20 protein-coding genes are annotated in these 17,606 nt (G+C 71.9%); 12 read left to right on the top strand and 8 right to left on the bottom strand.

The features are described 5' to 3' along the window. Positions 1–28: 28 nt before the first annotated feature. On the bottom strand, positions 29–634 hold the full coding sequence (locus HNO83_RS17495; protein WP_175338818.1) for a TetR/AcrR family transcriptional regulator: 606 nt from the start codon (positions 632–634) through the stop codon (positions 29–31). A gap of 76 nt (positions 635–710) precedes the next feature. On the opposite strand from HNO83_RS17495, the gene HNO83_RS17490 reads away from it, so the two are divergent. The 7 genes from HNO83_RS17490 (at position 711) to gap (ending at position 8,294) form a co-directional block, all read left to right on the top strand. Beyond that, on the top strand, positions 711–1,745 hold the full coding sequence (locus HNO83_RS17490) for an agmatine deiminase family protein (RefSeq protein WP_175338817.1): 1,035 nt from the start codon (positions 711–713) through the stop codon (positions 1,743–1,745). Beyond that, positions 1,742–3,442, top strand: a complete 1,701-nt coding sequence (locus HNO83_RS17485) for an amidase (protein ID WP_175338816.1) — start codon at positions 1,742–1,744, stop codon at positions 3,440–3,442. Before HNO83_RS17490 ends, HNO83_RS17485 begins: the two co-directional genes overlap by 4 nt. A gap of 166 nt (positions 3,443–3,608) precedes the next feature. Next, positions 3,609–4,226 carry a M15 family metallopeptidase gene (locus HNO83_RS17480; RefSeq protein WP_175338815.1) on the top strand — a complete coding sequence of 206 codons (618 nt, stop codon included), beginning with the start codon at positions 3,609–3,611 and terminating at the stop codon, positions 4,224–4,226. A 23-nt stretch (positions 4,227–4,249) separates the two neighbouring features. Next, positions 4,250–5,683 carry an argininosuccinate synthase gene (gene argG / locus HNO83_RS17475; protein ID WP_175338814.1) on the top strand — a complete coding sequence of 478 codons (1,434 nt, stop codon included), beginning with the start codon at positions 4,250–4,252 and terminating at the stop codon, positions 5,681–5,683. A 34-nt stretch (positions 5,684–5,717) separates the two neighbouring features. After that, complete coding sequence (locus HNO83_RS17470) at positions 5,718–6,149, top strand: MarR family winged helix-turn-helix transcriptional regulator (protein ID WP_175338813.1); 432 nt, start codon at positions 5,718–5,720, stop codon at positions 6,147–6,149. Further along, positions 6,146–7,087 (top strand): GlxA family transcriptional regulator, encoded by a 942-nt coding sequence (locus tag HNO83_RS17465; protein ID WP_175338812.1) that lies wholly within the window; start codon positions 6,146–6,148, stop codon positions 7,085–7,087. Before HNO83_RS17470 ends, HNO83_RS17465 begins: the two co-directional genes overlap by 4 nt. A 208-nt stretch (positions 7,088–7,295) precedes the next feature. Then, positions 7,296–8,294, top strand: a complete 999-nt coding sequence (gap, locus tag HNO83_RS17460) for a type I glyceraldehyde-3-phosphate dehydrogenase (protein WP_175338811.1) — start codon at positions 7,296–7,298, stop codon at positions 8,292–8,294. A gap of 18 nt (positions 8,295–8,312) precedes the next feature. On the opposite strand, the gene HNO83_RS17455 is transcribed toward gap, so the two are convergent. Beyond that, positions 8,313–9,287, bottom strand: a complete 975-nt coding sequence (locus tag HNO83_RS17455) for a diacylglycerol/lipid kinase family protein (protein WP_175338810.1) — start codon at positions 9,285–9,287, stop codon at positions 8,313–8,315. Between the two features lie 39 nt (positions 9,288–9,326). Further along, positions 9,327–10,658, bottom strand: coding sequence for a serine/threonine protein kinase (locus tag HNO83_RS17450; protein ID WP_349627279.1), 1,332 nt, complete (start codon positions 10,656–10,658; stop codon positions 9,327–9,329). A gap of 97 nt (positions 10,659–10,755) precedes the next feature. On the opposite strand from HNO83_RS17450, the gene HNO83_RS17445 reads away from it, so the two are divergent. The 3 genes from HNO83_RS17445 (at position 10,756) to HNO83_RS17435 (ending at position 11,755) form a co-directional block, all read left to right on the top strand. After that, entirely contained in the window at positions 10,756–11,247 is a 492-nt protein-coding gene (locus HNO83_RS17445; protein WP_175338808.1) for a MarR family winged helix-turn-helix transcriptional regulator, read from the top strand. Between the two features lie 69 nt (positions 11,248–11,316). Continuing rightward, the gene (locus HNO83_RS17440) at positions 11,317–11,481 is read left to right on the top strand and encodes a hypothetical protein (protein WP_167552371.1); all 165 of its coding nucleotides are present in this window, start codon (positions 11,317–11,319) and stop codon (positions 11,479–11,481) included. A 19-nt stretch (positions 11,482–11,500) separates the two neighbouring features. Next, positions 11,501–11,755, top strand: a complete 255-nt coding sequence (locus HNO83_RS17435) for a DUF6458 family protein (protein WP_175338807.1) — start codon at positions 11,501–11,503, stop codon at positions 11,753–11,755. A gap of 63 nt (positions 11,756–11,818) precedes the next feature. Here the strand turns inward: HNO83_RS17435 and HNO83_RS17430 are convergent, their stop codons facing one another. After that, on the bottom strand, positions 11,819–13,198 hold the full coding sequence (locus tag HNO83_RS17430; RefSeq protein WP_175338806.1) for a pyridoxal phosphate-dependent decarboxylase family protein: 1,380 nt from the start codon (positions 13,196–13,198) through the stop codon (positions 11,819–11,821). Between the two features lie 139 nt (positions 13,199–13,337). Between HNO83_RS17430 and HNO83_RS17425 the strand changes: the two genes are divergently transcribed. Further along, positions 13,338–14,222, top strand: coding sequence for an aminoglycoside phosphotransferase family protein (locus HNO83_RS17425; RefSeq protein WP_175338805.1), 885 nt, complete (start codon positions 13,338–13,340; stop codon positions 14,220–14,222). 10 nt (positions 14,223–14,232) lie between these two features. Here the strand turns inward: HNO83_RS17425 and HNO83_RS17420 are convergent, their stop codons facing one another. The 4 genes from HNO83_RS17420 to HNO83_RS17405 form a co-directional block, all read right to left on the bottom strand. Beyond that, complete coding sequence (locus HNO83_RS17420) at positions 14,233–15,012, bottom strand: TRIC cation channel family protein (RefSeq protein ID WP_175338804.1); 780 nt, start codon at positions 15,010–15,012, stop codon at positions 14,233–14,235. A 90-nt stretch (positions 15,013–15,102) separates the two neighbouring features. Further along, the gene (locus HNO83_RS17415; protein WP_175338803.1) at positions 15,103–15,435 is read right to left on the bottom strand and encodes a DUF7882 family protein; all 333 of its coding nucleotides are present in this window, start codon (positions 15,433–15,435) and stop codon (positions 15,103–15,105) included. Positions 15,436–15,523: 88 nt separating this feature from the next. After that, on the bottom strand, positions 15,524–15,730 hold the full coding sequence (locus tag HNO83_RS17410; RefSeq protein WP_175338802.1) for a cold-shock protein: 207 nt from the start codon (positions 15,728–15,730) through the stop codon (positions 15,524–15,526). 187 nt (positions 15,731–15,917) lie between these two features. Beyond that, positions 15,918–16,295, bottom strand: a complete 378-nt coding sequence (locus HNO83_RS17405; RefSeq protein ID WP_175338801.1) for a hypothetical protein — start codon at positions 16,293–16,295, stop codon at positions 15,918–15,920. 167 nt (positions 16,296–16,462) lie between these two features. Between HNO83_RS17405 and HNO83_RS17400 the strand changes: the two genes are divergently transcribed. Further along, positions 16,463–17,599 carry a nuclear transport factor 2 family protein gene (locus HNO83_RS17400; RefSeq protein WP_175338800.1) on the top strand — a complete coding sequence of 379 codons (1,137 nt, stop codon included), beginning with the start codon at positions 16,463–16,465 and terminating at the stop codon, positions 17,597–17,599. The last annotated feature ends 7 nt before the right edge of the window (positions 17,600–17,606 follow it).

Genomic DNA, 17,606 nt, shown 5'->3' with positions numbered 1-17,606 from the left:
TCACAGTGTACGGCAATTCGCCGTACACTCATGCGAGGGCGCCGGGAGGGACGCCGAGCATCCCCTCGACCGCGCGGGCGAGTGCCGGCGCGCGGTCGCCGCCCGCGCCCCAGCGGACGAGGGCCTGCGCATTGAGGCCGTCGATCATGCCGAGCAGCTGCCAGGCCGTCTGCGCCGGGTCCGCCACCGTGAACTCGCCGACGGCGACGCCCTCGTCGAGGATGCCGAGGATGAGTTCCTGCCAGGCGTCCATCTGCTCCCGCACGGCCGCGGCGAGCGCCTCGTTGCGGCGACCGAGGGCCCACGCCTCCACCCAGACCAGCGTCACGTCGTCACGGCTGCCGTCGAGCAGGGTGCCCAGCAGCGCGGCCAGCCGCGCGGTCGCTCCGTCGCATGCGGCGAGCAGGGTGCGCACCTCCGTCAGCTCGGCGCCGACGACGGCGGTGAAGGCCGAGGCGACCAGCTCATCCATCGCCGGGTGGTAGTGCGACACGAGCGCGGAGGCCACGCCCACCCGCGCCGCGACGCCGCGCAGCGTGACCGCGGCGAGGCCGTCGGCGAGCGCCAGGTCGCGCGCGGCGGCCGACAGTTCGGCGCGGCGCTCGGCCGGGGGACGGCGGGCGGCTCTTGACATGGTCCGCTCAGTATAGGTACGTTCGGCACGTTATTGATCAATTGATCAACAAGCCGCCGAACCGCGGAGGACACCGATGACCTGGCGCATGCCCGCAGAGACCGCACCGCACGAGCGCACGTGGATGGCGTTCCCCCGCGCCGGCATCACCCTCGGCGACGACGCGGCGTCGGCCGAAGAGGCGTACGCCTCGTGGACGGCCGTCGCCCACGCGATCGCCGAGTGCGAGCCGGTCACGATGGTGGTCGACCCGAGCGAGCGCGAGCGCGCGGCACGCATGCTCGGCTCGCACGTGGAGCAGGTGGAGGCCCCGCTCGACGAGTTCTGGATGCGCGACTTCGGCCCGACCTTCGTCGTCGACGACGAGCGACCGGGCGTGCTCGGCGCCGTCGACTGGACCTTCAACGGCTGGGGCGACCCCGAGTGGGCCGAGTGGCGCAAATCGGCCGAGATCGCGCGCTTCGTCGCCGAGCGGACCGGCGCCGAGCTGATCAGCTCGCTGCTCGTGAACGAGGGCGGCGGCATCCACGTGGACGGCGAGGGGACGGTGCTGCTCACCGAGACGGTGCAGCTCGACCCGCGCCGCAACCGGTACGCCGACAAGGCCCGGGTGGAGGCGGAGCTCGCGCGCACCATCGGCGCGACGCACGCCATCTGGCTGCCGCGCGGCCTCACCCGCGACTACGACGACTTCGGCACCAACGGGCACGTCGACATCGTGGCGACCATCCCCTCCCCCGGACGGCTGCTGCTGCACACCCAGCGGGACGCCGAGCACCCGGACTTCGCGGTGTCCCGCGAGCTGCACGCCCTGCTCTCCGGCACGACGGACGCCGCAGGCCGCCCCTGGGACATCGTCGAGCTCCCGGCTCCGGCCACCCTGCGCGACGAGGAGGGCTTCGTCGACTGGAGCTACGTCAACCACCTCGTCGTGAACGACGGGATCGTGGCGTGCGGCTTCGGCGAGGAGCGGGCCGACGCCGAGGCGACCGAGATCCTGGAGGCCGTGTACCCGGGCCGGACGGTGACGATGGTGGACTCGCGGCCGATCTTTGCGCGCGGGGGCGGCATCCACTGCATCACCCAGCAGCAGCCGGCGGTGGGCGCATGAGCGTCGACGTCGTCGAGACGCCGATCGCCGAGCTGCGGCGAGCGCTGGAGGCGGGCGAGACGACGAGCGTGGAGCTGGTCACGGCGTACCTGGCACGCATCGACGCGTTCGACACGGCAGGGCCGCGGCTCAACGCCGTGGTCGTGCGCAACCCGGACGCGCTGGCGGAGGCCCGGGCGTCCGACGAGCGGCGGGCGCGGGGCGACACGCTCGGGCCGCTCGACGGCATCCCGTACACCGCGAAAGACAGTTACCTCGCGCGCGGGCTGACGGCGGCGGCCGGCTCGCCCGCGTTCGAGCATCTGGTGGCGCAGCGCGACGCGTTCACCATCGAGCGGCTGCGCGCAGGCGGGGCCATTCTGCTCGGGCTGACCAACATGCCGCCGATGGCGAACGGCGGGATGCAGCGCGGCGTCTACGGCCGGGCGGAGTCGCCGTACAACGGGGACTACCTGACGGCGGCGTTCGGCTCCGGCTCGTCGAACGGCTCCGGCACCGCGACGGCGGCGAGCTTCGCGGCGTTCGGGCTCGGGGAGGAGACGTGGTCGTCGGGCCGTGCGCCCGCATCCAACAACGCGCTCTGCGCCTACACGCCGTCGCGCGGGGTCATCTCGGTGCGCGGCAACTGGCCGCTGGTGCCGACGATGGATGTGGTTGTGCCGCACACCCGCACGATGGCCGACCTGCTCGAGGTGCTGGACGTGATCGTCGCCGACGACGAGGAGACACGCGGCGACTTCTGGCGCGCTCAGCCGTGGGTGCCGCTGCCCCGCGCGTCCGAGGTGCGGCCGCCGTCGTATCCGGCGCTCGCGGAGGGGGCGACCCTCGCCGGGCGGCGCGTCGGCGTCCCGCGGATGTACATCGACGCGGATCCGGAGGCGGGCACCTCCGAGCATCCCGGCATCGGCGGGCCGACGGGTCAGCGGATCGAGACGCGCCCGTCGGTCATCGCGCTCTGGGAGGCCGCTCGGCGCGACCTGGAGGCGGCGGGCGCCACGGTCGTCGAGGTCGATTTCCCGGCCGTGAGCAACTACGAGGGCGACCGGCCCGGCGCGCCGACGATCGCCACCCGGGGGCTGGTGCGGCCGGAATTCCTCCGCCGCGAGATCGTCGACCTGTCGGCGTGGGCGTGGGACGACTTCCTCGCCGCCAACGGCGACCCCGCCCTCCGCACCCTCGCCGACGTCGACGGCGCGCGGATCTTCCCGCAGCCGGCGGGGGCGCTACCGGACCGCTACGACGGCTTCGAGGACGACATCGCCGACTACCCCGCGTGGGTGCGGGCACATCCGGGCACGACGCTGGAGGGCATCCCCGAGCTGGCGGACGGCCTGCGCGGCCTGGAGGAGACCCGCCGCGTCGACCTGGAGCAGTGGATGGACGCCCTCGGCCTGGACGCCGTCGTCTTCCCGGCCGTGGCCGACGTCGCGCCGGCCGACATGGACGTTAACCCCGCCTCGGCCGACCTCGGCTGGCGCAACGGCGTGTGGGTCGCGAACGGCAACCTCGTGCCGCGGCACCTCGGCATCCCGACCGTCACCGTGCCGATGGGCACGATGCCCGACACCGGGATGCCCGTCGGCCTCACCTTCGCCGGCCGCGCCTACGACGACAACGCGCTGCTCGCCCTGGCAGCAGCCTTCGAGCGCCTCGCCCCGCGCCGCACCGCGCCCCCGCGCACCCCGCCCCTCCCCTGATTCGTCACCCTCCCCAACCATCAGCTCCTGAGTTCTTCGAGCGAATCGCCCGCCGAAACTCGAAAAGCTCAGGAGCTGATGGCTGGGGCGGGTCGGTCGCGAGGAGGACGGGGATGCGTCGCGAGGGGGACGCGGCCGCGGCGGGGGCGATGCGAGCGTGGACGGTATGCACGTATCCCGGTCGCGCCTCATCGGCGCCGCGCTGTCCCTGCTGCTCGCCGCGACCCTGGCGGGCTGCTCGACCGCGGAGTCCGGCGCGCTCGCCCAATCCGCCGGCCTGCCCGAGCGCGCGCCCGCCGCTACGTCCGGCGACCACGGGGGTGCGGCGGACGACGCGGCGCTGACCGACGACGACGGCTACATCCCCGAGGGCTCGTCCCTCCCGCTCGACAGCGACAAGCCCGCCGTCTCCCGCCTTTCCCCCGACCTCCTCGCCGCTCCGCGCCACGCTCAGGCGGCGATGAAGCAGGACGGTGACGGCGCCGACATCACGATCGCCGACGGCTGGCGGTCCGAGCGCTATCAGGAGCATCTCTTCGCCCAGGCGGTCCGCCGGTACGGCAGCGAGGAGGAGGCCGGAAAGTGGGTCAAACGCGGCGCCGACTCCGCCCACGTGCGCGGCGAAGCGGTCGACATCGCCGACGCCCGGGCCATGGACTTCCTGAACCGCTTCGGCAACGAGTGGGGCCTCTGCCAGGTCTACGCGAACGAGGCGTGGCACTTCGAGATGCGCACGACGCCGGGGGGCGAATGCCCCGCGCAGTCACCCGACGGCCGGGGCTAGCCTCCGCCGCTAAGCTGGATGCCGTGTCCAAGGTTCTGAGCAGTCTGCCCGTCGGTGAGCGAGTCGGCATCGCGTTCTCGGGGGGTCTCGACACCTCCTGCGCGGTCGCGTGGATGCGTGAGAAGGGGGCCATCCCCTGCACGTACACCGCAGACATCGGCCAGTACGACGAGCCCGACATCGACGCGGTCCCCGGCCGTGCGACCGAGTACGGCGCCGAGCTCGCGCGCCTGGTCGACGCGAAGCGCCCGCTGGTCGAGGAGGGGCTGATCGCGCTGCAGTGCGGCGCCTTCCACATCCGCTCGGCCGGCAAGACCTACTTCAACACCACACCGCTCGGCCGCGCCGTCACCGGCGTCATGCTGGTGCGCGCGATGCTGGAGGACGGCGTCGAGATCTGGGGCGACGGCTCCACCTACAAGGGCAACGACATCGAGCGGTTCTACCGTTACGGCCTGATCGCCAACCCGCGCCTGCGCATCTACAAGCCGTGGCTCGACACTGCGTTCGTGGAGGAGCTGGGCGGCCGCACCGAGATGAGCGAGTGGCTCGTCGCCCGCGGCTTCCCGTACCGCGACCCGAGCGAGAAGGCGTACTCGACCGACGCCAACATCTGGGGCGCCACCCACGAGGCGAAGCGCCTGGAGGAGCTGGACGCCGGACTCGACATCGTCGACCCGATCATGGGCGTCGCCGCCTGGCGCGACGACGTCGAGGTCGTCCCGGAGACGGTCTCGGTGCGCTTCGAGGCGGGCCGGCCGGTCGCGATCAACGGCGTCGAGTTCGACGACCCGGTGGCCCTGGTGCTGGAGGCCAACTCGATCGGCGGCCGGCACGGCCTCGGCGCGTCCGACCAGATCGAGAACCGCATCATCGAGGCGAAGAGCCGCGGCATCTACGAGGCGCCGGGCATGGCCCTGCTGCACATCGTCTACGAGCGGCTGCTGAACGCCATCCACAACGAGGACACGGTCGCCAACTACCACAACGAGGGCCGCCGCCTCGGCCGTCTGATGTACGAGGGCCGCTGGCTCGACCCGCAGTCGCTCATGCTGCGCGAGTCGCTGCAGCGCTGGGTCGGCTCGGCGATCACCGGCGAGGTCACGCTGCGCCTGCGCCGCGGCGACGACTACACGATCCTCGACACGACCGGTCCCGCGCTCAGCTACCACCCGGAGAAGCTGTCGATGGAGCGCGTCGGCAACTCCGCGTTCGGCCCCGCCGACCGCATCGGCCAGCTGACCATGCGCAACCTCGACATCGCAGACTCCCGCTCCCGCCTGGAGCAGTACGCAGCGGCCGGCCTCATCGGCGGCCCGACCGGCGAACTCGTCGGCGAGCTGGAGGAGGGTCGCGCCCGCGCGATCCTGGAGGGCGTCGAGCCCGTCGACGAGGCGCTCTCGCGCGACATCGACCTCAGCTCCGAGGGCGCCGCCTTCGACTCCGGCACCGACTGACCCCGCCCGGCCCCAACATCCGTACGATGGAGGGGTGGACAGGCGTGAGGCGGAGGCCGAGGAGCACCGGCCCGAGAACTGGCCGCTCGGCCGGCTGCTCGGGGCCGCATCCCGTGCCGTCGAGCGCGCCTGGGCGGAGGCTCTGGAGCAGCGCGGGCTGACCCACGCCGGCCTGATCGTGCTGCACCTGCTCGAGCTCGGCTTCGACTCGCAGTCCGACCTCGCCCGGATGGCGCAGGTCGAGCCGCAGACGATGTCGCGCACGGTCGACCGGCTGGAGCGGGAGGGCCTCGTCACCCGGGCGCCCGATCCCGTCGACCGCCGCCGCCACGTGCTCGCGATCACCGACGCGGGCCGTGCCGCGTTCGCCGCGGTGCGCGGGCTGGAGGACGAGGTGTTCCCCCAGGTCGACGACCCGTCCGCCCTGCGCGCGGCCCTGCTGCAGATCGTGTCCGCTCCGCGATGAGCGACCACCGCGTCGCCGTCCTGGTGCTGGAGGGCGCGAAGCCGCTCGACGTCGGCATCCCGGCCCAGGTGTTCTCGCACCGGCCGAGCATGCCGTACGAGGTGCGTGTCTGCGGCCCGTCGCCGGGCCTGGTCACGGGAGGCGACGGCCTCTCGTACCACGTCGCGGAGGGCCTGGAGGCGCTGGAGCACGCGGACACCGTGTTCGTGCCCGGCTACCGCACGCCGGCGACCACCGAGCCGCCCGCGGCCGTCGTCGACGCCCTGCTGGCCGCCCACGAGCGCGGCGCGCGGCTCGCGGCGATCTCGACCGGGGCCTTCGCGCTGGCGGCGACCGGGTTGCTCGACGGCCGCCGCGCCACGACGCACTGGCACTACACCCGCGCGCTGGCGGAACGGCATCCGCTGGTGCGCGTGGACGAGAACGTGCTGTTCGTCGACGAGGGCGACATCCTCACCTCCGCCGGGGCCGCCTCCGGCATCGACCTCTGCCTGCACCTGGTGCGGCGCGACCACGGCGTCGGGCTGTCGAACCGGGTGGCCCGCCGGCTGGTCGCGGCGCCGTACCGCAGTGGCGGCCAGGCGCAGTACGTGCCGCGCAGCGTTCCGGAGCCGCTCGGCGACCTGTTCGCGGAGACGCGGGAGTGGGCCCTCGCCCACCTCGCCGAGCCGCTGACCCTGGAGGTGCTCGCCCGCAACGCCAAGGTCTCGGCCCGCACCTTCTCCCGCCGGTTCGTGGAGGACACCGGCTACACGCCGATGCAGTGGGTGCTGCGCGCCCGGATCGACCTCGCCCGGGAGCTGCTGGAGCGCTCCGACCTGGGCGTCGAGCAGATCGCGGCCCGGGTGGGGCTCGGCACGGGCGCGAACCTGCGGCTGCACTTCCAGCGCATCCTGGGCACCTCTCCGACGGAGTACCGGCACACGTTCTCGGCCTGATCGCCACCCGAGTCGCCGCATCTTGTCACCACTCAGCGTGGATGACCGCGACGACTCACCACTCGGCGGCCAAGGGTGGCGGGCGTGGCGGGATGCTTGTGGAGCCTGGCGCGATGTGTGGCGGGATGCTTGCGCAAGGCGTCTTGCGCGCCACTGTCGTCGGGCGGGACTGGCGCGCAGCATGGATGCGGTTCGAGAAAGGAAACCCATGACCCGCATCGCCATCAACGGCTTCGGCCGCATCGGCCGGAACACCCTCCGCGCCCTGCTGGAGCGCGACTCCGCGCTGGAGGTCGTCGCGATCAACGACCTGACCGCGCCCGCCACCCTCGCCCACCTGCTGAAGTACGACAGCTCGCTCGGCCGTCTTGGCCGCACCGTCGAGGTCGACGGCGACACCCTGGTCGTCGACGGCGCGCCCATCCGCGTGCTGGCCGAGCGCGAGCCGGCCGACCTGCCCTGGGCGGAGCTCGGCGTGGATGTGGTGCTCGAGTCCACCGGCCGCTTCACCTCCGCCGAGGCCGCCCGCGCCCACCTGACCGCCGGCGCGAAGCGCGTCCTGGTGAGCGCGCCGGCCGACGGCGCCGACGTCACCCTGGCGTACGGCGTGAACACCGACGCCTTCGACCCCGAGAAGCACGTCATCGTCTCCAACGCGTCCTGCACCACGAATGCCCTCGCACCGCTCGCCAAGGTGCTCGACGACCTCGCCGGCATCGAGCACGGCTTCATGACCACCGTGCACGCCTACACCCAGGAGCAGAACCTGCAGGACGGCCCGCACCGCGACCTGCGCCGTGCCCGCGCCGCCGGGGTCAACATCGTGCCGACGACGACCGGCGCCGCGAAGGCGATCGGCCTGGTGCTCCCCCAGCTGGACGGCAAGCTCTCGGGCGACTCCATCCGGGTGCCTGTGCCGGTCGGCTCGATCGTGGAGCTGAACACGACCGTCACCCGCGACGTCACCCGCGACGAGGTTCTGGCCGCCTACCGCGCCGCCGCCGACGGACCGCTGCGCGGCATCCTGGACTACGCCGACGACCCGCTGGTGTCGAGCGACATCACCGGGCAGCCGGCCTCGTCGATCTTCGACGCGGCGCTGACCCGCGTGGACGGCCGGCACATCAAGGTCGTCGCCTGGTACGACAACGAGTGGGGCTTCTCCAACCGCGTCGTCGACACGCTGGAGCTGCTGGCGCGCTCCTGAATCGTGTGGTGCCGCACGTCAATCGACGTGTGGCACCTTCACGATCAGGCTCAGCGGGTCCACCCACGTCCGCAGCGCCGACGCGCGTCCGAACAGGTCGCCGTCGAGGTCGACCTCCTGCGGCCGGTTCAGCCGCATCACGAACTCGCGGCCCTTCAGGTAGTTCATCGCGCGCACCTCGCGGTCGGCGCCCATCAGCCGGCGGCCGACGGTCGTGCGGCGGAGGATGCCGTTCTCCCAGAAGACCTTGACGGCGATCTGCACCCAGCCGATGAAGCCCTCCGGACGCAGCACGACGATGTCGAACTCGCCGTCGTCGACCGCTGCCTCCGGGAGCAGCAGGATGTTGGCCGGCAGCGACCCGCAGTTGCCGATCAGCACCGTGTGCGCGCGCACGGAGCGGACGCCCTTCTTGTCGAGCTCGTACCGGAGGCGCAGCTCGTTCTTGTCGCGCAGCACCGTCCCGATCGCCTTGACATAGGCGAGCCAGCCGTGCCGGGCCTTCAGGTCGTCGTCGGTGGCGGCGATCATCTGCGCGTCGATGCCGACCCCCGCCATGACCAGATACGAATGCTTGCGGGTGGGACCGTCGCCGTCGCGCAGCTCGACGACGCCGACGTCGATCGGCCGGTCGTCGCCCCCGAAGGCGGAGTCGAGGGCGTTCTCCACGTCGTCGAGGGTGAGGTTCAGGTTGCGGGCGAGCAGATTGCCCGTCCCCGAGGGGAGGAGCGCGAGTGGCACGCCCGTGCCCTGCAGCGCCTCTGCGACCGTGCGGACGGTCCCGTCGCCGCCCGCGGCGATCACGACGTCGGCGCCGCGGTCCAGCGCCTCCCGCGCCTGACCGGCGCCGGGGTCGTCCTCCGTGGTCTCGATCCACATCGTCTCGCCCCAGCCGTGGCGCTGCTCCGCGGCGGCGAGCGCCTCGCGGAGGGCCGGCTCATCCACCTTCACCGGGTTGACGATGATCGCGGCGGTCTTGGTCTGCTCGGGCACCCCCCGACAGTACCGGCGAAGGGGCGGGTCGGGAAGCGGTCAGTCCTTGCCTTTGCCCGGGCCGCCGCCGTGGTCCTTGCCCGGCCCGTTCCCCTTGTCCTTGCCCTTGTTGCCGCCGGGTGGGCCTGCCGGCCGCTCCTGCTGCACCTGCTGCTGGTCCGAGCTGTCCTCCTCCTGCTGCGGCTGCTGCGTCGTCGTGTCGACCGGCGTCACCGTGGCCGGCGGCGCCTGCACGCTCGGCGTCGGACGCGGCGTCGTCGGGACGCTCTGCGGCTCCTCGCTCGCGGGAGCCATCATGCTTCCGAGGGCCAGGGTCGCGGCCACCGCGAGGATCGAGCCAGCGACGGCGCCGCCGGTCAGGATGCCGCGGCGACGGCGCCGGGTCGCCGGCAGCAGCCGGGTCGCGCCGGTCGCACCCCCGGCGGCGGCCGCCGCACCGGCCGCGGCGAAGGCCGCTCCACCCGCGGCGGCCGCCCCCGCCCCACGCGCGTGCACCACGGTCGGCGCGGTGTCGCCGAGCGGAACGGTGGCCTCCTCGGGCGCCCAGCCCGCCAGCTCGGGCGCGAGCTCGCGCGCCATCACCGCGACCTCCAGCGCGCTCGGCCGGAGCGCCGGGTCGCGCGAGGTCATCGCGCCGAGCAGCCCGCGCCAGTCCTCGGGGAGGGAGGCCGGGATGCGGGGGTCGCGCGCCGCCCGCGCGGCCACGGCCTCCACCGGCGTCCCCGGATACTCGCGCACGCCCGTCAGGGCCTCCAGCACGACGAGCCCGAGCGAGTAGATGTCCGCCGACGGTCCCGGCTCGCCGCCGAAGACCTGCTCCGGGCTGAGATAGCCCGCCGTTCCGATGACGGTGCCGATCGTGGTGATCCGCTCCGAGCCGACCAGGTGCGCGATACCGAAGTCGGCGAGCTTGACCACCGGCCGCCCGCCCGGCACGCTCGCGTCGGCGAGCAGGATGTTGCCGGGCTTCAGATCGCGGTGCACCATGCCCGCCTCATGCACGACGACGAGGGCCTCCGCGATGCCGGCCATCACCTCCACCGCATCCTCCGGGGGAAGGGGACCGTCCTGCAGTCTCGTGCGGAGGTCCTCGCCGTCCACGAGCTCCATCACCAGGAAGCTGGGGGTGCTGTCGCCGTCGGCGGCCAGGTGCGCATCGTGCAATCCGACCAGGTGCGGATGGCTCAGCCGGGCGAGCATGGTCGCCTCGGTCCGCCGCCGGGCGTCGTCGACGGCTGTTCCCTGAGCGAACAGCTTCACGGCGACGTCCCGTTCGAGGCGCCGATCGAACGCACGGAACACCGTCGCCATTCCGCCGCGTCCCAGCCGATCCCGCAGCACATAGCGGTCGAGAAGTACTCGTTCGTCCACCGCGCGAGCATACCCGCGCATCGCGTCGCCGTGAATCCGCCGACAGTCGGGTCCACCCCCGTTGCGCCGACGAGGCCGCGGGGGATGACTGGGAGGAGTGAAGCACGAACCGGAGCAGCCGCGGCCCGACACGGGCGTTCTCGAAGCGCTGCAGGTCTACCGTGCCGCCGAGGCCGCCATGCGCCGCCGCACCGGGGCCGCCATGGGAATCGGCGAGAACGACCTGCTCGCGCTCCGTCTGATCCTCGACAACACCGCCGCCGGTCGCCCCACCTTCGCGAAGGACGTGAGCGCGTACCTCGGCGTCTCCAGCGCCTCCACCACGCTGCTCGTCGACCGCCTGGTGCGCGCCGGCTTCCTGGAGCGGCGGCCCAGCAGAACCGACAAGCGATCGGTGGAGCTCGTCCCGACGGGCGCAGCGCTCGGGGACACGGGCCCCTTGCTCGCCGCGGCGCAGGAGCAGATCGACGCCGCCACCGCGGAGCTCAGCCCGGACGAGGCGGAGACCGTCACCCGGTTCCTCACGAAGATGCGCGAGACCGTCGACCGGATCGCATCCGAGCGCTCAAGTAGGCCGAAACGGAGTTGAAGTCAAGGGGATTGCTAGGCAATTGAACCAGTCGTTTGCTGGTTCCTGTCTAGGAAAGGACACTTCTCCATGAACATCCTGCTCATCATCATCGCCATCATCGCGATCATCCTGCTGCTCACCGGAGGCTTCGTGCAGTCGCTGAACTTCCTCCTGTGGGTCGGCATCATCCTGCTCGTCCTGGCCGTGATCGTCTGGCTGGTGCGGCTGCTCACCGGAAGCCGACGGGTCTAGGCCCGGAGGGGAGGCACAGATGAGTCTCGGCGCCGGCATCTTCCTGGTCGTCATCGGAGCGATCCTCGCGTTCGCCCTCAACCTCCAGGTCGGCTGGATCGACCTGCACCTGGTGGGCTACATCCTGATGGTCGCCGGAGTCATCGGCATCATCATCGGGATCGTGCTGCTCACCCGGCGTCGCTCCTCTGTCGCCACCACCCGCACGGCCGTCGATCCTGCGACGGGCGAGCGTGTGACGCGACGGGCGAGCGAGTCGGACGACATCGTCTGACACTCTCCCTCTCGAACGACGAAGGCCCCGTGCGCGAGCATGGGGCCTTCGTCGTTGCGGCGATCACTCCATGGTGTCCAGGATGCCGACCAGGTCCTCGAACGTGGTCAGCGGGTTCAGCACCGCGAACCGCGTGTTCGGGCGGCCCGCGTGCGAGCTCGGCGTCACGAACGCCCGCTGCTCCTCCAGCAGCCGGGCCGACCACACGGCGTAGTCCTCCTTGCTCCAGCCGTCGCGCTCGAAGACGACCACCGACAGCTGCGGCCGGCGCACCAGCCGAAATCCCTCCCGTCCCTCGATCTCGTCGGCGATCCGCTCCGCCAGGCGGATGGAGGCGGTGACCGCGTCGCGATAGGCCGCGGCGCCGTGGGAGGCGAGCGAGAACCAGAACGGCAGCCCGCGCGCCCGGCGGGTGAGGTGCGCGGCGTAGTCGGACGGGCTCCACTCCACCGTCTCGGTGAGGGTGTCGAGGTACTCCGCGTGCTGCGTGTGAGCGCGACGGCCGGCCTCCGGGTCGCGGTAGATCAGCGCGCACGCGTCGAACGGCGCGAACAGCCACTTGTGCGGGTCGACGATGACCGAGTCGGCGTCCTCGACACCGGCGAAGCGGTGCCGGGCCAGCGGCGACAGCATGCCCGCGAGGCCGTAGGCGCCATCGACGTGCAGCCAGAACGAGAACTCCGACTTCAGGGCGGCGATCGAGGCGATGTCGTCGACGATCCCGAAGTTGGTGGATCCGCCGGTGGCGACGACCGCGAACACGGCGTCGCCGTACTCCTCCAGCGCCGTCCGCACCGCGTCTCCCGCGAGCACGCCGGACTCGCCGGGCGAGACCGCGACGACGTCGACATCCATCACCCGGGCCGCCGACGACACCGACGAGTGCGCCTCCGAGCTGCACACGATCACCCAGCGGCCGGACGGGTTGCCCCGCTCGGTGCGGGCCGCGTCGCGCGCGGCGACGAGCGCGGAGAGGTTGCCGAGCGTCCCACCCTGCACGAACACCCCGCCCGACGTGGGCGGGAGCCCGAACTCGGAGGCGAGCCAGGAGAGCACCTGGTTCTCGGCGTAGACGGCGCCGGAGCCTTCGAGCCACGAGCCGCCGTAGACCGCGCTCGCGGAGACGACCAGGTCGAACGCCGTCGCTGCCTTGGTCGGCGCCGTCGGGATGAAGGAGAGGTAGCGCGGGTGGTCCGTCGTGATGCAGGCGGGCGCGAGCACGTGCTCGAACAGCGCGAGCGCGCGCTCGGCGCCGATCCCGCGCTCGGAGACGGTCTGCCCGGCGAGGCGGCGCAGTTCGAACTCCGGCAGCGGCTTGTCGAGCGGCGTGTCCTCGCTCAGGATGCGGCGGCGCGAGTATTCGAGCACCAGGTCGACGAGTTCCCGGGTCTCCGGGGTGACGGCGTGCATGCGCTCGGCGGACACGGTGGACTTCTCGGTCATGGAACCTCCCCGATTATGCTCGCACACAGAACCGCGCATCTGTTTGGCTCTGAACGCAGGGAATCGGCGGATTGCAGACCGAAGCGCACGATTCGTGCGCGCCGCGGTATCATCCGCGCCGCCCTGCTACGGTCGAGCGGTGAGCGACACCCCGGCAGCCGACATCCCCGTCGACGAGGCGCTCGTCGCGCGTCTGCTGGCCGAGCAGCATCCCGACCTCGCGGGGCCGCTGCGGCTGGTGTCCGACGGCTGGGACAACCGGCTCTTCCGTCTCGGCGACGCCCTGGCCGTGCGCATCCCGCGCCGCGAGGTCGCGGCGCACCTCATCGAGCACGAGCAGTGGATGCTGCCCGCGATCGCCGCCCGCGTCAGCGTGCCCGTGCCCGCGCCGGTGCGCGTCGGCGTCCCGTCGAAGACGTTCCCCTGGCCCTGGAGCGTCGTCGAGTGGGTGGACGGCGTCGACGGAGCCTCGGTCGCCGCGGTCCGCCGCGCCGGGCTCGCCGAGCCGCTGGCGCTCTTCCTCGGCGAGCTCGCCGTCCCGGCGCCGGACGCTCCGCGCAACCCCGTGCGCGGCGTCCCGCTCGCGGACCGGAACGAGACGGTTGGCCTCCGGCTGCGCTCGCTCTCGGGGCGGATGGAGGTCGCCGCCCTCGAACAGGCCTGGCGGGAGGCGCTCGACGCGCCCGTCTGGGACGGCCCTCCGCTGCTGCTCCACGGCGACCTCCATCCGGGCAACCTGCTGCTCGACGCCGACGGCGGCCTGCGCGCGGTGCTCGACTTCGGCGACGTCACGTCCGGCGATCCGGCCACCGACCTCGCGACCGCGTGGCTGACCTTCGACGGGGACGCTCGGGAGCGGTTCCGCCTGGCGCTCCCCACTCCGCCCGACACGGCCACCTGGCGCCGCGCACGCGGGTGGGCGGTCGCGATGGCCTCCGCTCTCGCGACCGCGTCGGACGACAACCCGCGCATGGCCGGCCTCGCCCGCCACGCGCTCGACCAGCTGGGTGCGGACGACAGCTGACGCCCGGCCGTCAGCCGGCACTGCCGTCGTCGACCGCGAGGCCGAGCATCCGGAGCTCCTCCTGCGACCGGCCCGCCAGCTTGCGACCGAGCAGCGGCCGCCTGTCCGGGTGCACCTTGAGCCCCTTCGGGCCCCGGGCGAGCGGCTCCTCCCACCCGCGATACAGGGCGAGCACGCGGAACACGAACCCGGCGAGGAACGCGGCCGCGACACTCAGCCAGTACGGCACGCCCACCCCGTCGAGCACGATCCAGATCAGGCCCGTGCCGACCGCGGTCGCGATGAACCACTCGCCGCGGACGAACTGCTTCGGCGTCACCCCACTGGTGACGTCGATCAGGAACCGCCCGGCGGTCGGCGCGATGACGGCGATGGCGAGCGCACCGAGGACCGGGTAGCCGGCCTCCACCGCCTTTTGCGCCCCGATGATCGCGTACCAGGGCAGCGAGAACGACGTCATGAACTGGAACAGTCCCTCACGGAACAGCTGGCCTCCGGCGTAGGCCACGGAATAGCCGACGACCCCCGCCACGAGGCAGAACGCGATGTAGGCGGGGTTCGTGAACGCCGACGGCGGCTCCTCCAGGATCACGTCGCGGGTGACTCCGCCCGCGATGCCGCCGATGACGGCCATCAGCACGATCCCGACGAACGTGTAGTCGCGGAAGTGGTCGGGGCGCCGGGCCAGCAGGGCGCCATTGAGCGCGTTCGTCGTCGCCGCGATCAGGTCGACGAAGGTGCCTCCGCCGAACACCGTCCAGGTGCCGAGAGTGAGCTCCGTCGGGTGCATGCCGTCCCCCTCGTCCGCGGCGGAGCAGAGCGCCGCAGGCACACGGTAGCGAAGGGGGTGCCGCTGCCGAGAGACAGCGTCGGGGGGGGACTACAGGCCGCGCTCGTGCGTCGAGCCGATGACCTGCTGGCCGTCTTCGTCGATGGCGATCAGCCCGGCGGAACTCGCGGCGGCCGCGGCCAGCTTGTCGATCCACTCCCGGTCGAGCGTCGGAGGACGGGAGCCTGCGAAGCGGAAGCGGAGCGGAATGGACGGATCGACCCAGATGGTCGTCCGGCCGTCGCCGTTGTCCGACGGTTCGCGCCAGCTCAGGGCGAAGGACTCCTTGCGCCGGAGCTTGGACACGATGACGACCTCGAGGTGCGCGAGCACCCGGTCGTCGAAGTTGATGACCGTGCTGCTGTCGTAGACCAGGTATCCCATGTCGCCTCCCGGGCACACGGTACGCCCTGGACGGCCGTTTTCAGAGGTGCGGCGCGGGACCGGAGAGCCGGTCCCGCGCCGTCACGCGTCAGAGGGGGCGGATGTCGGACGCCTGCAGGCCCTTCGGCCCACGGGTCGTCTCGTACTCGACCTTCTGGTTCTCTTCCAGGTTGCGGAATCCGCCGGTCGACTGGATCTCGCTGTAGTGGGCGAAGACGTCGGCAGAGCCGTCATCCGGGGCGATGAAGCCATAGCCCTTTTCCGTGTTGAACCATTTAACGGTGCCTGTGGCCATCGTTTCTTTCCTTCGTGTTTCCAAATAGAGGGGCCGCGTGGGCGGCCCCGGGTGACCGCGCTCTGCGCGGACGTGTACAGCCGGATCGGGAGGAGCGCTCCGCGGCGCGGGTATGCGTGCGGAGGCTCGTCAGGAGAGAACGGCAGGTCAGGTTCCCGCCAGACTACAGGAGATCGCTGGGAATCGGTCAGCCGAGCGACGTCATCGCCTGCACGGCGAGCACGGCGACGGCGACGGACACGGCGATGGAGAGGGCTGCGGCGGGTGCGGGACGGACGCGTCCGCGCCGCGAGATCGCCACCACGGCGGCGCCCACGGCCACCAGGAGGAGCAGCACGACGACCACTGCGACGAGCACCAGACCGCCGTCGCCGTCGTTCCAGGTGGGGTCGATGGAGCCGAGGCCGAGCCAGGCGCGGATGTAGGCGGCCGCCATCCCCGCGACGAGGAGAGGAGGGAAGACGAGCAGACCACCGGCGAGCGCGACCCCGAGCAACGCGAGCAGCCGCCGGGGTGTGGGCGGGGATTGCGGCGTGGGCGCCGATCGGGGCGGGGGAACCGTCATCCTCCGATCCCAGCACGGCACACGGCCGGCGGAATCGTCCCACCGGATGATCTTCGCCGCTGGGCCAGCGGGCAGCATACGGGTTTACTGGTATTCTCTGAGAGTTCTCTTAGCGGCGCGCGTCCTCTCGGTGGACGCCCAGCCGTACATGTCGATGAGGGGGAATCGTGAGCGACCCGACTGTGCCCGAGAACGAGCGACCGGCGGAGGGCGCGACGCCCGCCGCCGCCGAGCCTGCGCCGGTCGCGCCGGATGTCCCGCCGCAGCAGCAGGCCGCACCGCAGCCCAACCCGTACGCCGCTCCGCAGCCCGGCGCGTACGGCCAGCCGCCGGCCGAGAAGAAGAAGCCCGTGGTCCCGCGCTGGGTGTGGTGGGTGATCGGTGGAGCGCTGGCGTTCGCGGCCGTCGTCATCGTGGCGATCGTTCTGCTCGCGAACCTGCTCGGGGGATCCGGCGCCAAGTCGGTCGCGCAGGAGTACCTGAACGACATCGCCAAGGGCAACGCCTCCGCCGCCAACAAGCTGGCGCGGCTCGACGGCGGCGACGAGGACTTCCTGCTGACGGACAAGGTCCTCGGCCAGGCCAAGCGGATCACCGCCCCGACCGTCGCCCGCACCCTCAGCAGCCGCAGCTCCGACCTCACCCAGGTCAGCGTGACCTACAAGCTCGCGGGCAAGTCCTACCGCGGGACGATCGAGCTCGACAAGGACGACAAGGGTTGGTACGTGAGCCGCGGCCTGACGTACCAGCTGCCCTACGTGTCCTCCACCATCCCCGGCTACTCGGTGCCGGGGGCGGAGCACTCCATCACCTCCGCCGACTCGGAGACGATCGCGTACCCGGGTGTCTACACCATCCAGGCCCCCAATAAGTTCTACGAGCTGGACGGCTCCCCCGTGTTGACCGTCGCCGCCGACACCTATCAGCTGAAGAACCTGAAGCTGACACCGTCGAAGGCGTACCTGGACGAGGTGCAGAAGCAGGTAGACGCGCACTACGCCGAGTGCGCCACCAAGACGTCGTACTACGACATCGAGGACTGCGGGATCGAGCTCAGCTACCCGAGCAACCTGGCCGTGTCTTCGTCGACCGTCGCCGTGAAGGTGGACGAGTCGCCGACGGTGGCCATCGACGACGCCGACTCCTACTACCAGTTCAAGATCGGCCCCGGTAAGTTCTCCGCGGTCATCACCGGCACCGACTTCAGCGGCAACCCCGCATCGGAGAACCTGACCGGCGCGGCCGGCTACATCAGCGCCGACATCAAGATCGACGGTGACAAGGTCGTGGTCACCTTCAACTGAGGCGACC

The organism is Leifsonia sp. C5G2, from assembly GCF_013359685.1.
GTDB lineage: Bacteria > Actinomycetota > Actinomycetes > Actinomycetales > Microbacteriaceae > Leifsonia.
This window is presented reverse-complemented; position numbering and strand designations above follow the sequence as displayed.